The organism is Chitinophaga sp. 10T418 (assembly GCF_056394125.1).
Map to the genome: position 1 here is coordinate 138414 of NZ_JBFTHG010000014.1, position 14778 is coordinate 153191.

Below are 14778 nucleotides of genomic sequence, written 5' to 3' on the forward strand. Positions count from 1 at the left end.
CCGTTTATGCTTTTGTTTGGTGCAGCGTCAGCAACTATTCTGCACGCAGGCTTTTTACCGGATTCACCAGGGCTGCCCGGATAGCCTGAAAGCTTACCGTAATAAGGGCGATGAAGGCGGCGAGTAATCCGGCTCCTGCAAACATCCACCACTGTATGGTGATCCGGTAGGCGTATGCCGACAACCATTGGTTCATTGCATACCAGGCTATAGGTGTGGCAATGAGTAATGCAATCAACACCAGTTTGAGGAAATCACCGGACAATAATCTAACGATACCGGTTACACTGGCACCCAATGCTTTGCGGATACCGATCTCTTTTCTCCTTTGCTCTGCGCTGAAAGCAGCGAGCCCGAATAAACCCAGGCAGGAAATCAATATCGCAATGAGGGTGAAGTAGTTAATGATACGGGAAAGGGTTATTTCCGTTTCGTACTGCTGTTGTACCGCTTCGTCCAGGAATACATACTCAAAAGGTACATTGGGCAGAAAGCTTTTCCAGGTAGCCGATATTTTGCTCAGTAATGCTTTGTAATTCTTGCTGTTGCTGTTGATGATAATATGGGAGAAGTCTGTAGGATCCGTATCATACATCAGCATGAATGGTCTTACATTATCGTGCAGGGAATTATAATTAAAATCTTTCATCACTCCTGCTATTTCAAAACTGACAGGCGTACTTGCTTCTGCAGATTGGGAGAAGATGCGCTGCCCTGCCGCCGTTTCCGGCTTCAGTCCGAGCTGGCGCGCCATGGTTTCATTGATCAGCACACGACCGGAGTCTGATGAGCGGAAATCCCTGCCGGCAACGAGTGGTATGCTCATGGACTTAGAGAAATTTTCATCGGTAAGCATGAACTGCGTTTCCACAGCATCGTTGACGTTGGCGCCAGCCGCGTATATGTGTACATCATTAAACACAAACTGGCTGGGGTAGTTGTTAGACCTGCCCGCAGCTTTTATTTCCGGCAACTGCCGCAATGCAGTAGCCAGGCCGGCCATCTTGCTTTTGGCATCCTGGGTATGGAAGCTGAGCACCAGCTGCTGATCTTTCTCAAAACCCAGGTCCCTGTTTTTAATATAGTTTAACTGGCTGTAGATAGTGATAATACCGGTGATGAGTACAATAGACAATACAAACTGAAATACCACCAGCGAACGCCGGATGCCTGCAGCGGAAATATGGTTACTGAAATTTCCTTTCATCACCTTAATGCTGTTAAAAGCAGAAAGATAAAATGCGGGATAGCTGCCCGCAATAAGGCCTGTCACCACAATCAGCGCAACGATCATTATCCAGAGGCGGTAATCGGTGAGTAAGTCCATGGTTACATTTGCCTGGGTAACCATATTCAGATACGGGAGTGCCAGTGCCAGCAAGGGCAACGCAATAAGTACACCGATGGCCGATAGCAATAAGGATTCCCCCAGGAACTGTTTGATAAGGTCATTTCTTTTGGCGCCCATGACTTTACGGATACTTACTTCTTTCGCTCTTTTGGAAGCACGGGCCGTAGATAGGTTCATGAAATTGATGCAGGCAATCACTTGTATCAGCACGGCGATCAGCAGCAACAGGTACAGGAAACGGGTACTCACCGTTTTGCCAAGGCCCAGGTCATACATCGTGCTGGTATGCACTTCCTGTATGGGTTGCAGGTGCAGCACTTTTTCCATGCCTATACTTTTTAATTGTTGTGCGCCATGCTGCTGCAGGAAAGCAGGCAGCTTTTTTTCCAGCGCGGCCGGATGGCTTTCCGGTGTCAGCTTTACATAAGACGACACGAAATTATTGCTGGCCCAGGAGTCGTTCTGAAGAATGAAATCACCTACACCACCACTGTTCATAGAAAAGAACAGGTTGGCGTGGATATGTGATTTCCCCAGGCTTTCATCCACTACACCATCTACCTTAAAATCGTGTGTGCCACTGGTGTTTTCTATCCGGATAATTTTACCGGTAGGGTCGGCACTGCCGAATAGTTTTTCCGCGATGGGTTGTAACAGCACTACGGAATAAGGGCCAGACAAAGCGCTGGAGGGTTGTCCGTTGATAAAATGGTAAGTGAAGATATCGAAGAAGGTAGAATCTACGTAGGCGCCCTGCGCCACATAGATAGCTTTATCCTGGTAATGCAGCAGTTGTGTGTTATCCGACATGGGAATGGAAATCCTGGTATACTGCTGTATTTCACTGAAATCATTCTTTAATGCCGGTGCTATCGGGGGAGAAGTAGTGGCTGCGTTGTGCACATCACCCGCTCTTTTTAAGGAGGAATTAACCCGGTAAATGTTTTCAGCCTGTTTATAATGCTGATCATAGCTGTACTGTTCCCGCACATACAGCAGCATATATAAACAACATACAGTGCCGGTAGCCAATCCGAAGATGTTAATGAAGCTAAAAGACCTGTTTTTCTGAAGAAAACGAAATGCAGTAAGGACGTAGCTTTTAAGCATATTAAATTTAGAGTATGATGAATCCACTAAGGGGGATCGCTAACGTAATGCCAGAAATAGAGCGTTTAAAAATCAATGCATTATAATTTACCAGGGTATGGAAATGTCCGTTTTTGCACAAATGGCGTTCAATTCTGAGCGGGAATCAGGCATGATTTGTTCACTTCACCGGAAAATTATACTTTGTAAGGAGTCGTAATAAAATGTTTGCATGAAAGTTTTATTTGAAACGCCCCGGTTACAGTTGCGCACTTTTGCTGCCTCAGATGATGCCTTCGTCCTCGAGTTGCTGAATACGCCTACATGGCTGCAGTATATCGGCGACCGGCAGATCAGAACATTGGCAGATGCGCAACGGTATATTATGAATAACCTGTTACGTTTGTATGCGGAGCAGGGCTATGGTGCGTGGGTAGTGGTGTTGAAAGAAACAGGAAATCCTATTGGAATTTGTGGTCTGTTTAAGAGAAGATACCTGGAGCAACCCGACCTGGGATTTGCATTTTTGCCGGAGGCGGAAGGCCAGGGATATGCGTTTGAAGCAGCTACTGCTACGCTGGCATATACGAAGCAGCAGTTGGAATTACCCCGCTTGTTTGCCATTACACAACCGGATAACCACCGGTCGGTGCGGTTGCTGAAGCGCTCAGGATTTACATTACAGGGCACCATTCAACCACCCGGAGAGGTGGATGAACTGATGCTGTTTAATATTGAATTAGGACAATGATCGCCCTTGTTTGTGCCGTTTGTATACCATCAGTACTTTGTTCAATACCAGGTAAACAAGTGATCCGATGCACAACACCACAAGTCCTGTCCGCAGCCAGGTAGCAGCGGTTACAGATAATCCGACACCAGTACCGATTGCCACATAAGCAGCCAGACAAATCGGGCACTTCGGCAGCAGGGCGAGGGTAATGCCCGGTAATAACCATCGCACTGTTTTAACGATACGTTGCCGGAATGTCAGCGGACCTGTGGCCTGCGCAGCCGTTGTTTTGCGGTGATCGCTGCCCGTAGCGCTACCGCAGGAACAATTCGTTTTCATGATGCATGTTCTTCACTGCTACAACAAGAACCTGGTGTTTTGTCTTCATGATACCTGCCTGTATTATCTACGTGTCCTTTCTCATCGTATTTGTCGTGATGGCGCACCCACGCTGTCAGATCGCCGTTTACTCCTTTTTCATTACGGCCCAGTGGTGCAATGTCCAGGTAGTTGTAGGTAGCCAGCTGTAATTCGCCGCCACGGCCATAGGTCGAATAAGTATGGTAGATATTGCCGTCTTCGTCTTTGTAAAAAGAGCTGATACCCTGCAGGTCTTCCAGGTGGGCAGGTAAGTTTTCCACGATACCGTAGTTGTAATATACCTTTCCTTTTTCCAGGTCTTCTTTCCGGAAGGATACATGATAGTCGTAGTTGAAATCACTGCCGCCTGAAGACACCCATTTAAAATTCCAGCCCATACGTTTTCTAAAGGCTTCCAGTACCGGCAAAGGCGCTCTTGATATCACCGCAATAGAAACATCGTGATGTTCCAGGTGTGGCAGTACACCGTTGATAGAATCTGCTGCAAAAGAGCAGCCTACACAACCTATTGTTTCATGGGGACCAAACATAAAATGCTGGATGATCAGCTGGCTGCGGCCGTCAAAGAGGTCGGACAGACTAACTTTACCTTCCGGACCATCAAAGACATAGTCTTTTTCTACTTTTTCCCAGGGGAGTTCCATGCGTTGCCGGGTGAGCTCATCGCGGAGATGGGTATACTGTTTTTCTTTTTCCAGGAATTTTATTCTGGCAGCCTGCCATTCTTCGTGAGATACTACTTTGGGAGTGGGACGGGCCTCAACACTTTTATGTTTAAAACCAGTCGTTACGTTTGTACTCATGATTTTTATCGTTTTGTGTCTCACAAATCTCAGTTGTTAAATCCAAAAATCACCTGTGCAAACACGCCGAATTTAGGGGGCATTTGTGCCACGGGAATAGGTTATTTTTGTAGTACATCATACACAAATTACCATGAAGACAGTTTCCTTGCTGATTTACGAAGACGCTATTTTATCTTCTTTGTCCGGCGTAATGGATATGTTGTTAGGGGTGAACCGTTACATGGCAGAAATGGGGCGGGAACCGGCTTTTAACCTGGAGTTGGTCAGTGAGAAGATGAAAAATATACAACTGCATTCGCCTGCACAGTTTATTTGTTATAAAACCATTGAGGAAGTAAAGCATACCGATCTTATCCTGGCGCCTGCTTTTGAAGGCGATCCTACGGTAGTGCTGCGCAAAAATAAGGCGATGATAAACTGGCTGAGCACTATGCATGCCTGTGGCACTGAGGTGGCCAGCTTGTGTTTAGGCAGCTATTTCCTGGCGGAAGCGGGATTGCTGCAGGGGAAGTCCTGCACCTCTCACTGGATGGCACTGGAAGACATGCGCAGGAGGTATCCGGATATTACCATTTTACCCGATAGCGTTATGACCGACCAGGAAGGGATTTATACCAGCGGAGGCGCTTTTATTTCCCTCAACCTGGTATTGTACCTGATAGAGAAGTTTTGCGGCCGGGAAGCAAGCATCTGGACAAGCAAAATGTTTTCTATTGATATGGACCGGGTGAATCAGGCGCACTTCGCTGTATTCCAAGGACAACGCCGGCATGAAGATGAAGACATCCTGAAAGCGCAGGCGTTTATAGAGCAACACTATGATCAGCAGATTTCTGTGGAGCAGATCGCAGAACAGGCGAATATGAGTAAACGGAATTTTATCCGGCGTTTTAAAGTAGCTACACAAAATACACCGCTGGAATACCTGCAGCGGGTGAAGATAGAATCTGCCAAAAAAGAATTGGAAAAAAATACGCAGAACATCAGTACACTGATGTATAACGCCGGTTATAATGACCTGAAAACCTTCCGGCAGGTATTTAAACGTATTACGGGTTTAACGCCGCAGGAGTACCGGAGAAAGTATTGCCGTTCTGCAGCAGCGTTGAATAATTGATATAGAATAAACGGGCCGCTTATTCCGCTCTCAGGCTTTTTACCGGGTTCATAAGCGCTGCTTTGGCCGACTGGTAACTAACTGTCAGCAACGTTACAAGAACGGTACTGATGCCCGCAGCCACAAAAAGCCATATCGACACCGTAATATGGTAGGTGTAATTTTGTAACCAGTTTTGCATAAAGTAATATGTAACAGGAGAGGCCAGTACGAGGGAGATGATGACCAGCTTTACAAAATCTTTTGACAGCAGTATCAATACATTGGCGATAGACGCACCCATGACCTTGCGGATACCAATTTCTTTCGTGCGTTGTTCTGCCATGAAAGACGCCAGTCCCAATACGCCCAGGCATGATATAAAGATAGCGAGTACCGCAAACACGGTGGCCAGTCTGGCTACCCGTTCTTCATCAGAAAACTTCTGCGCATACGCATCGTCTGTAAACGTATAGTCGAATGGACCGCCGGGATTGAATCGTTTAAACACCGGCGCTATTTTAGCCAGCGCCTCCCGCATGGGCATGGCTGGGTTGATACGCACTGTCATGGCGTTCATCATACCGTATTGCAGACTGAAAATAGTGGGCGCAACAGGCGCATACGGTGATTCCATGATCATATCTTTTACCACACCGGTAATGATACGGGGCTGACCATTTACGTAAATGGTGGCTCCTACCGGATGTTGAAGTCCGGTGAGTTTAACCGCTGTTTCATTTAAAATAAGTGTACCTGTATCTGTGGCATAACTCCTGGAGTAGTCGCGACCGTCTTTAATTTGCCAGCCGATGGTATGGCCGTAGTCGTGTGTTACACCTATCAGGCCAACAGGTGTTTTCGCATTAGCCGTTTTACCATTCCAGCTCACTTCTGTATTGTAATCGGGGCTTTGCGTAGAAGGAATATCTGATTTGGCCATGTCTGCTACGGCGCCGGTTTCCAGCAATGCATTTCTCAACGCATCATAAGGGGCGCCATACATTTCACCGGTACTCATCGTTACCATAATCAACCCCTCCCGGTTATAACCTACCGGCCTGTTTTTACCATATTGTATCTGCTGATAAATAATAACGGTACCGATGATCAATGCAATGGATACACTGAATTGCACTACCATGAGGGTGTTGCGGGGGAGCAATGAAAAGCGTCCTGCCGATACATTTCCTTTTAATACTTTAACGGGTCGGAAAGAAGACAGATAAAAAGCAGGATAGCTGCCTGCCATCAGGCCGGTGAATGCCGTAAAGCCAATCAATGTTATCCATAACAGTGGCTGTGTAAACGGAATGCTGAGTTGTTTTTCTGTTAGCCTGTTAAACAGTGGCAGTAAGATATACACGATGCCTACGCAGCCAATAAAAGAAAGAAATGATAACAACAGGGATTCGGTGAGGAACTGCCAGATCAGCTGTGTACGGGTAGAACCAATGGCTTTGCGTATGCCTACTTCTTTTGAACGTTTAGCACTACGTGCGGTGGCTAAGTTCATGAAGTTAATACAGGCCAGCAGTAATACCAATGCGCCAATGATGCCGAAAAGCCATACCAGCCTGATTCTGCCGCCGGCAACCTGTCCATCTTTAAACTCGCTGTACAAATGCCATTTATCCATAGGGTGCAGCAATAATGTTTCTGTGCCGCCCTTAATATGTTTTTGAGCGATATCTTTTATGTGCGCATTGACTTTATCAATGTCGGCATGATCATTTAATTCTACATATAATTTCCAGTAACGGTTATCCCACTGGTTTTGTGCTTCTTTCAGCCAGGGCAGTGTGCTGATGGCTTTATCCCAGGAAAGAAACAGTTGGGTGTCGTGAAAAGTAGTGTTTTGCGGAAGGTCCTCGAATACGCCACCTACCTGTAAGTCGGTGCGGTTGTCGAGCCGGAAGCCTTTACCGGTAGGGTCTGTGTCTCCAAATAAAGCCTTTGCCAGTGAACGGGTGATCAGTGCAGAAGAAGGATCTTTCAGTGCATCTCTCTTACCGCTGATCATTTTCAGGGTGAGCATTTCCGGTAAATCGGGCTGCGCCCATACGCCCGACTGGGATAATTTTTTATCACCTACTGCAACGGCATGGGTGAAGTTGGGAAAAAGTATCGCTACATGTTTGAAGTCATTTGCATAGTTGTTGCGTAACTCATCTGCCAATGGTATAGCCACAGACTCACTGGTATTACTTTCTCCGTTGATGGTTTGTACATCCATCACCTGTGCAATCCGCTGATGATGGTTATGCCAATGATTAAAAGAAAGCTCATCCCATATCCATAAACTAATGAGGAGAGTAACGGCCATGCCCATCGCCAAACCAATAATATTGATCGCTGAGTACCCTTTATTTTTTAGCAGATTACGGAAGGTGATCTTTAACAGCTGCATTGCTATGATATTTGAACTGCTTTATCAGAAAAATTATACCGGATACAATAATCTTAATAATAAACACAGTTATAGTTTTTATATTTTAATAATGTGTTCGTTTTTGATACAGCCAGTGATCGTTTTTACCACTTGTGTAAAAGCTGCCGGGATGGAAACACATCATAATTATAATTAGTTAACTTCATGTAAAATGTTAGTACTATGGAAAAGGCGATTATTCAACTGGATGGTAAAGACTATCATATACTACCAGGCAATGATAACGAAAAAACATACATGGTGGAAATAGACAACCACCAGGTTACTTTCCGGCCGGATGAAAACGGGAAGCTCAATGCTTCTCACGATCATATTCCCAATGAATTTTTATCACGGCTGGCACAGAAAATAGAATCGTATTTTTTCTGATCCGTATCTTATCATCCATTTCCATTGACTTTTCCTATTTTTATCCCTTGAAATCCGCAGACGAATATGAACAAAATTATGTATAGCCTGCTGTTGTTATTAGGTGTTAGCACTTTGGCAACAGCACAGGAATTGTATATGCCGCGTAATATTAAACAGGCATATGTTAACCAGACGAGAGACAAGAGTGGTGCGCCAGGTAAACTTTACTGGCAGAACAAAGGAATATATAATATTGAACTTTCAGTGAACCCGCCCAACAGGACCGTGACTGGTGTGGAAACGATCACCTATCTGAATAACAGTCCCAATGAATTGAAAGGAATGGTGTTGCGGATCATCTGCAATCTGCATAAATTTCAATCACCGCGCTCGGGTTATGTGAGCAAAGACTTTTTAACAGATGGTGTAATCATAGATCAGCTGTTAATTGATGGCATACCCGTAAAAGTTAACAACGACGTAGGTACCACTTCCTCGGTGGTATTTCCAAAACCATTGCCATCGAAAGATAGCATACATCTTCATATCAACTGGCACTATGATTTGTCGGTGTTGAGTGGCAGAGAAGGTATGATCGATAGTACTACTGCTTTTATGGCATATGCTTATCCAAGGGTATCTGTATATGACGACTATAACGGCTGGGATGGCATAGAGCATACCGACCGCGTAGAATTTTACAGCGACTTCAACGACTATAACGTAGCGGTGACCGTGCCTAAGAATTTTGTGGTTTGGGGAACAGGCACACTGCAAAATGCAGCGGAAGTATTACGCCCTGCATTTGCGAAACGGCTGGAGCGTTCTTATAGCTCAGACACAACAGCGCACATTGCCAACCTGCAGGAAATGCTGAAGGGAGAAGTCACCGCGCAGCAACCCCGCAACACCTGGAAATTCAGTGCCACACATATTGCAGACGTTACCTACGCCACCAGTGATCATTATGTATGGGATGCTGCCAGTGTAGTAGTGGACAGCACTACCATGCGCCGCGCCAGCATACAGGCTGCTTACCAGGATACGTCCACAGATTTTCATCACTCCGTCGCTTTTTCTCACTATGCGTTAAACTGGTTCTCTCATCAATGGCCAGGCGTATCCTATCCATTTCCGGCGATGACGGCTGTTCAGGGCTTTGCTGACATGGAATATCCGATGGTAGTAAATGATGGCTCCGCAGGAGATGACCTTAGCTTTGCCCAGTTGGTACAGGATCATGAAATCGCACATACTTACTTTCCTTTTTATATGGGCATCAACGAAAGCCGCTATTCCTTTATGGATGAAGGCTGGGCTACCACCCTCGAATACCTGATCGGCATAGCAGAGAAAGGAAAGGAAACAGCAGATGATTTTTACCGTAAGTTCAGGGTGAATAGATATATACATGATCCTTCCACTGAGGAAGATCAACCCATCATTTCTATGGCCAACCAGGTGAGTGGCATGGGATATAGCAGCAACTCATATGGCAAAGCGTCGTTGTCTTACCTCGCATTGAAAGATATGCTGGGAGATGCGCTGTTTAAAAAATGCCTGCATGCGTATATGAACAACTGGCATGGTAAACACCCTATTCCCTGGGATTACTTTTATTCTTTTAATACCGCCGCCGGACAAAACCTGAACTGGTTCTGGAATAACTGGTACTTTAGTAACAACTATATAGATCTTACACTCGCGGAAGTAAAGCTGAATGCCAAAAAAGCTTCACTACGTATCCTCAATACCGGTGGTTTCGCCATACCTTTTGATGTAGTGATTACTTTCAAAGATGGTACAACAAAAAGTGAACATCAGACACCCGGCATCTGGAAAGCCAATCAGAAAGAGGTACGGCTTAATTTGTCTAATACAAAAGAGATCTCAGCGATTAAGCTGGATGGGAATTTGTTTATGGATGCCAATGAGAAGGATAATGTGTGGAAACGTTAGTTTGTTGAGGAAAGATATAGCAGCCTTCAGATCGTAAGATTTGAAGGCTTTTTTCTTTACATTTCTTAGTGGAATAATCTGGCTAATACTCCTGGTTTTGTTGCCTTCGGCAGATAATAGAAATATTGCGAATGTTTTTTTCAAAGCAAGATATATTGAGTCATGGGGTCGGGGAACGAATAAAATTATTGATGCTTGTATCGAAGCTGGTTTACCTGAGCCACTGATTCAGGAGGAGCAGGGTGGTGTTAGTATAATATTTTTGAAAGAAAAGCCATTGAAAAGCTACGGACTTGAAGATCGACAAATGAAGGCATTGCAGTTTATAAGAACAAATGAGCGCATTACTAATCAGCAATATCAGGATCTATTTAATATTTCAAAGCGTACAGCTTCAAATGATCTTCAGTTGTTATTGGAAAAGGGTTTAATCCTAAAAGTTGGTTCAACGGGAAAAGGAACGCATTATATTTTGAAAGAGGAGAATAAAGGGGCAAAGGGGCAGTTAAAGGGGCAATAAAACAGCTATTGAAGGGCGAAAAGGGGATGGCAAAGGAGCAATAAAGGGGCAATGATTAGCGAATTTCTTTCTAAATGATTGATATTGAATTTCTTATTTTATTTCCTGGAAAGCAAGAGACGCCGAATAAAGTAATTGCCAAATTGAAGTGGTAAGCATAAGGATTCACTCTTCCTTTAACATCCCCGTATTTTTACAATACTCTACCGCTTCTTCAATGCTATTCACCTGGAACTTCCGCAATATATTCATGCGGTGTGCTTCAATAGTACGGATACTGAGATTCAGCGACTCCGCGATGTCTTTATTATTACGACCGTTGCTGATCATTCGGATGATCTGTTCTTCGCGGCGTGATAAGGAAATTTCCTGGGTGCCGCCGTTGCCGTGTGTTGATTGTTTGGCGTCGAGGTATTTTTTTACCAGGATGTCGCTGACTTCTCCTATAAAATAATATTTGCCCTGGTGGATGGTACGGATGGCGCTAAGGAATATTTTGTTGCTGGTATCTTTCAGGATATAGCCGCTGGCGCCCATTTCGAGGGCCGCTGCTACATAGTCGGGTTCATCAAAGAGGCTGAAGAAAAGAATGCGGCCACGGGGATTTTTTTCCAGGAGGAGGGTACTGGTTTCCAGGCCATTCATGCCGGGCATACGAATATCCATAATGATCACGTCGGGAGCTGCGGCCGCTAATTGTTGCAGCGCGTCTTCTCCGCTGCTGGCTTCTCCACATACTTCCATGTCGGCTTCGCTGTTGATCAGCTGTTTAAGGCCATTGCGGAAAATTTCATGATCATCTACTAAAAAAACGCCTATTTTTTTCATGGCTAAAAGGTGATTGCTAACTGTACAATTGTTCCGGTGCCGGGCTGCGAGCTGATTTGGAGGGTACCTCCCAGCAGCTCTGCTCTTTCTTTCATATTACGGATGCCATTTATTTTTTTTGCCAGCTCTGTTGAAAATAGCTGCTGGCTGTCGAAATGAAATCCTTTACCATTATCACGGATGCTTAATTGCAGGAAATTGGCGGTGCCGTCAATATCTACTTCAATAGTATCCGCGTCCGCATGTTTAATGGCATTGTTCAATGCTTCCTGCAAGATACGGTAAACGCCGGTCTTTACTTCTTTGGGTAAAGGCACAGCCGACAAAGTTTCTTCCAGCTGGAAGTCGATACCGGGAGCCGTTTGGCGGCATATTTTAATCAGTTCTTCAATGGCAGCCCTCAGGCCGAAGTCTTCCAGTACACTGGGCAACAGGTCGGAGCAGATCCGTTTGGTTTCGTTGATAATGCTATACATCAGGGAGTTGACCATCGCTATTTCGGGGTCATGTTGTATGCTGCGGTCTTCAATTTGTTCGAGTTTCATACGCAGACTGGTCAGCATTTGTCCGATACCGTCGTGTATTTCGGCAGCAATTCTTTTGCGTTCCTTTTCCTGACCGTTGATGATGGAGTAAGAGCGGATGCGTTGTTCCGTTTCTTGTCGTAATAATTTTTCCTGGTTCGCCAGTTGCACCTGCTCCGTTAATTTCCGGGCTCTTTCTTCGGCATCTACCAGGCCCCGGATAATTTTGCGGATGCGGGTAGACAGCGGATAGAAGATGACGGCGGCTTCCAGCAGGAGGGTGAAGAGTACCAGTCCCAGTACGATGTATTCAATTTCTTTGAGGTTGCGTATCCGCTCTTTTGAAAACCGGTCATAGTCGAATACGATTAGTTCCATGCCCAGCAGGTATGATTTCTCATATGCCAGGATGGTTTGTACATAAGGTCGTATATGCGCTGGCGTGAAGGTGCTGTCGTTGTACAATACGGTGATCATTTTACTGGCGGCATCCCATATTTCCTGGTGTGGATTGCGGATAATCTCGAACATCTGTTTCAGCTCATCCTGGTCGTTGGCCGGCAGGTTCAGGAAGTTGCTGCCTGCCTGCAGGCCTTCATGTGATTTTTGCCATTGCTTGAGGGTATTAATAAATTCTTTGCGGTTATCTTCTATGTCTCTGCCAGACTCCAATAGCAGCGCCAGTTTACTCAACGTCTGGCTATACGTACGTAGCCGCGCAGCAAAGTTGATGACATGAGAATCATTCATCTGGTGATTGAGTGCCTGTTGTATTTTTATCTGGCTAAAAATACTTAGCAGGGCAATGGTGGTCAACGCCACCGCATAGAGGATGGTGAAGATTTTAAATACACTGCGATCTTCGGATACTGGATGCATAGCGAAATAGCTTTTAGCTTTTAGCGGTTAGCTGTTAGCCTTTAGCGAGTAACCGTTAGCTGTTAGTGTTTAGAATTATCCAATAATACTTAATCTCCGCTGTATTTTCCTAATAGCTAACAGCTATACGAATAATACTTAATCTCCGTTGCATTTTCCCAATAGCTAACAGCTATACCAACAATACTTAATCTCCGCTGCATTTTCCTAATAGCTAACAGCTATACCAACAATACTTAATCTCCGCTGTATTTTCCTAATAGCTAACAGCTATACCAATAATACTTAATCTCCGCTGCATTTTCCTAATAGCTAACAGCTAAAGGCTAATAGCTATACCGATATATGTTTCTCCAGCGCGGAATGTTTCAGTTCTTCTGCAGTGCCATCCATGATCATTTTACCTCTGTCCATAAAATAATAGTGGTCTGTTACCTGGTTGGCGAAATCAATTTTTTGTTCTACCAATAATACAGAAAGGTCTTTTTGCTGCACCAGCTGTTGCAATATGCTGCCTATTTCCTGCGCGATAGACGGTTGTATACCTTCTGTAGGCTCATCGAGTAGCAGGAGAGAGGGGCGGCTCACCAGTGCCCTGGCGATAGACAGTTGTTGTTGCTGACCACCACTGAGATTACCACCGGCACGTTTTCGGAAATCTTTCAGGATAGGAAAGAGACTGAAAATTTCTTCATCCGGAACTTTGGCGTTGCGGTCGGGATGTGCCTGTAGCCCGAGTTGCAGGTTTTCGTATACGGTGAGCTTGGGGATAATTTCCCGCCCCTGTGGTACATAGGCGATGCCTGCTTTTGCTTTTTTATGTGGGGGCAGATCCGTTATATTTTCATTGTTGAAAATGATACTGCCGTCCTGTACAGGCAACAGCCCCATGATAGTTTTGAGCAGGGTGGTTTTACCTACGCCATTGCGGCCCATGACGGTGGTAACGGCGCCTTTTTTTACAGTAAGGGTGGTGCCGCGCAGGATGGTGCTTTGTCCATATGCTGCGCTAAGTTGATTGACGATTAATACCGGTGCCTGGATTGTGTGGATCATAATGTTTCTAATTGAGCGTTAGTACGACCTAAATAGCAATCTATTACCCGCTGATCATTTTTTACTTCCGCGAAAGTTCCTTCCATCAAGCGTTTGCCACGAACCAGTACGGTCACCAGTTCGTTGGCTATCTGTTCTACAAATTTCATATCATGTTCTATTACAATAATGCTGTGTGCCCTGGAGAGCTCCAGCAGCAGGGCGCCTGTTTTTTCGGTTTCTTCGTCAGACATGCCCGCGGCGGGTTCGTCTATCAGCATCAGCGTTGGATCCTGCAATACGACAATGGCTATTTCCAGCCATTGCTTTTGTCCGTGCGACAGGTCCCCGGCCATCTTATACATGACGGTGGTGAGTGATAATTTCGTAGCCACTGTATGTATCCTTTCTGCCAGGGCTGGCGTAGGTTTGAAGAAGAGAGAAGAGAAAATGTCTTTCTTCATTTTGGCTGCCAGCATCAGGTTATCATATACGGTAAGCCCCGGAAATACGGAGGGCTTCTGGAATTTCCTGCCGATACCGAGTTCCGCAATCTTTACTTCCGTTTTGCCGGTGATAGCTTTGCCGTTAAAAAATATTTCTCCTTTGTCTGCTTTTGTTTTTCCGCAGATGATATCCAGGAAGGTGGACTTGCCCGCTCCGTTAGGACCAATGATGACACGCAGTTCTTTATCGCGCAGACTGAAATGGTCCAGGTTCAGTGCATGTACACCCCCAAATGATACCGACAGGTTGTTGACAGTAAGTAGCATA

13 protein-coding genes are annotated in these 14778 nt (G+C 45.3%); 5 read left to right on the forward strand and 8 right to left on the reverse strand.

Features of this window, described 5'->3' with window-relative positions; translation table 11 throughout:
- Positions 1-34: 34 nt before the first annotated feature.
- Positions 35-2461, reverse strand: coding sequence for an ABC transporter permease (locus AC1DCV_RS30645; RefSeq protein ID WP_477026737.1), 2427 nt, complete (start codon positions 2459-2461; stop codon positions 35-37).
- 211 nt (positions 2462-2672) lie between these two features.
- Here AC1DCV_RS30645 and AC1DCV_RS30650 point away from each other — a divergent pair, with 211 nt between their 5' ends.
- The gene (locus tag AC1DCV_RS30650) at positions 2673-3191 is read left to right on the forward strand and encodes a GNAT family N-acetyltransferase (RefSeq protein WP_477026738.1); all 519 of its coding nucleotides are present in this window, start codon (positions 2673-2675) and stop codon (positions 3189-3191) included.
- Here AC1DCV_RS30650 and AC1DCV_RS30655 read toward each other — a convergent pair.
- Together AC1DCV_RS30655 and AC1DCV_RS30660 are read right to left on the reverse strand one after the other, a co-directional pair.
- Positions 3180-3512 (reverse strand): hypothetical protein, encoded by a 333-nt coding sequence (locus AC1DCV_RS30655; RefSeq protein WP_477026739.1) that lies wholly within the window; start codon positions 3510-3512, stop codon positions 3180-3182. The genes AC1DCV_RS30650 and AC1DCV_RS30655 overlap by 12 nt on opposite strands.
- On the reverse strand, positions 3509-4357 hold the full coding sequence (locus tag AC1DCV_RS30660) for a DUF899 domain-containing protein (RefSeq protein WP_477026740.1): 849 nt from the start codon (positions 4355-4357) through the stop codon (positions 3509-3511). Before AC1DCV_RS30660 ends, AC1DCV_RS30655 begins: the two co-directional genes overlap by 4 nt.
- A 133-nt stretch (positions 4358-4490) precedes the next feature.
- On the opposite strand from AC1DCV_RS30660, the gene AC1DCV_RS30665 reads away from it, so the two are divergent.
- Positions 4491-5477 carry a GlxA family transcriptional regulator gene (locus tag AC1DCV_RS30665; RefSeq protein ID WP_477026741.1) on the forward strand — a complete coding sequence of 329 codons (987 nt, stop codon included), beginning with the start codon at positions 4491-4493 and terminating at the stop codon, positions 5475-5477.
- A gap of 19 nt (positions 5478-5496) precedes the next feature.
- On the opposite strand, the gene AC1DCV_RS30670 is transcribed toward AC1DCV_RS30665, so the two are convergent.
- Positions 5497-7866 carry an ABC transporter permease gene (locus AC1DCV_RS30670; RefSeq protein ID WP_477026742.1) on the reverse strand — a complete coding sequence of 790 codons (2370 nt, stop codon included), beginning with the start codon at positions 7864-7866 and terminating at the stop codon, positions 5497-5499.
- A gap of 204 nt (positions 7867-8070) precedes the next feature.
- Here AC1DCV_RS30670 and AC1DCV_RS30675 point away from each other — a divergent pair, with 204 nt between their 5' ends.
- The 3 genes from AC1DCV_RS30675 to AC1DCV_RS30685 all read left to right on the forward strand — a co-directional run bounded on the left by AC1DCV_RS30675 (position 8071) and on the right by AC1DCV_RS30685 (position 10738).
- On the forward strand, positions 8071-8277 hold the full coding sequence (locus tag AC1DCV_RS30675; RefSeq protein WP_477026743.1) for a hypothetical protein: 207 nt from the start codon (positions 8071-8073) through the stop codon (positions 8275-8277).
- Between the two features lie 66 nt (positions 8278-8343).
- On the forward strand, positions 8344-10218 hold the full coding sequence (locus AC1DCV_RS30680; protein ID WP_477026744.1) for a M1 family metallopeptidase: 1875 nt from the start codon (positions 8344-8346) through the stop codon (positions 10216-10218).
- Between the two features lie 97 nt (positions 10219-10315).
- A complete protein-coding gene (locus AC1DCV_RS30685; protein ID WP_477026745.1) occupies positions 10316-10738 on the forward strand; it encodes an ATP-binding protein in 423 nt (140 codons plus the stop codon).
- A 165-nt stretch (positions 10739-10903) separates the two neighbouring features.
- On the opposite strand, the gene AC1DCV_RS30690 is transcribed toward AC1DCV_RS30685, so the two are convergent.
- The 4 genes from AC1DCV_RS30690 to urtD form a co-directional block, all read right to left on the reverse strand.
- On the reverse strand, positions 10904-11566 hold the full coding sequence (locus AC1DCV_RS30690; protein WP_477026746.1) for a response regulator: 663 nt from the start codon (positions 11564-11566) through the stop codon (positions 10904-10906).
- Positions 11567-11568: 2 nt separating this feature from the next.
- Entirely contained in the window at positions 11569-12969 is a 1401-nt protein-coding gene (locus AC1DCV_RS30695) for an ATP-binding protein (protein WP_477026747.1), read from the reverse strand.
- 333 nt (positions 12970-13302) lie between these two features.
- Complete coding sequence (urtE, locus tag AC1DCV_RS30700) at positions 13303-14025, reverse strand: urea ABC transporter ATP-binding subunit UrtE (protein ID WP_477026748.1); 723 nt, start codon at positions 14023-14025, stop codon at positions 13303-13305.
- Positions 14022-14777 carry an urea ABC transporter ATP-binding protein UrtD gene (gene urtD, locus AC1DCV_RS30705; protein WP_477026749.1) on the reverse strand — a complete coding sequence of 252 codons (756 nt, stop codon included), beginning with the start codon at positions 14775-14777 and terminating at the stop codon, positions 14022-14024. The genes urtE and urtD overlap by 4 nt, the downstream gene beginning before the upstream one ends.
- Position 14778 lies beyond the last annotated feature (1 nt).

Excerpts from the sequence above, each read along its gene's own strand:
- AC1DCV_RS30645 (WP_477026737.1), bottom strand. The coding sequence starts at position 2,461 with ATGCTTAAAAGCTACGTCCTTACTGCATTTCGTTTTCTTCAGAAAAAC.
- AC1DCV_RS30650 (WP_477026738.1), top strand. The coding sequence starts at position 2,673 with ATGAAAGTTTTATTTGAAACGCCCCGGTTACAGTTGCGCACTTTTGCT.
- AC1DCV_RS30655 (WP_477026739.1), bottom strand. The coding sequence starts at position 3,512 with ATGAAAACGAATTGTTCCTGCGGTAGCGCTACGGGCAGCGATCACCGC.
- AC1DCV_RS30660 (WP_477026740.1), bottom strand. The coding sequence starts at position 4,357 with ATGAGTACAAACGTAACGACTGGTTTTAAACATAAAAGTGTTGAGGCC.
- AC1DCV_RS30665 (WP_477026741.1), top strand. The coding sequence starts at position 4,491 with ATGAAGACAGTTTCCTTGCTGATTTACGAAGACGCTATTTTATCTTCT.
- AC1DCV_RS30670 (WP_477026742.1), bottom strand. The coding sequence starts at position 7,866 with ATGCAGCTGTTAAAGATCACCTTCCGTAATCTGCTAAAAAATAAAGGG.
- AC1DCV_RS30675 (WP_477026743.1), top strand. The coding sequence starts at position 8,071 with ATGGAAAAGGCGATTATTCAACTGGATGGTAAAGACTATCATATACTA.
- AC1DCV_RS30680 (WP_477026744.1), top strand. The coding sequence starts at position 8,344 with ATGAACAAAATTATGTATAGCCTGCTGTTGTTATTAGGTGTTAGCACT.
- AC1DCV_RS30690 (WP_477026746.1), bottom strand. The coding sequence starts at position 11,566 with ATGAAAAAAATAGGCGTTTTTTTAGTAGATGATCATGAAATTTTCCGC.
- AC1DCV_RS30695 (WP_477026747.1), bottom strand. The coding sequence starts at position 12,969 with ATGCATCCAGTATCCGAAGATCGCAGTGTATTTAAAATCTTCACCATC.
- urtE (WP_477026748.1), bottom strand. The coding sequence starts at position 14,025 with ATGATCCACACAATCCAGGCACCGGTATTAATCGTCAATCAACTTAGC.
- urtD (WP_477026749.1), bottom strand. The coding sequence starts at position 14,777 with ATGCTACTTACTGTCAACAACCTGTCGGTATCATTTGGGGGTGTACAT.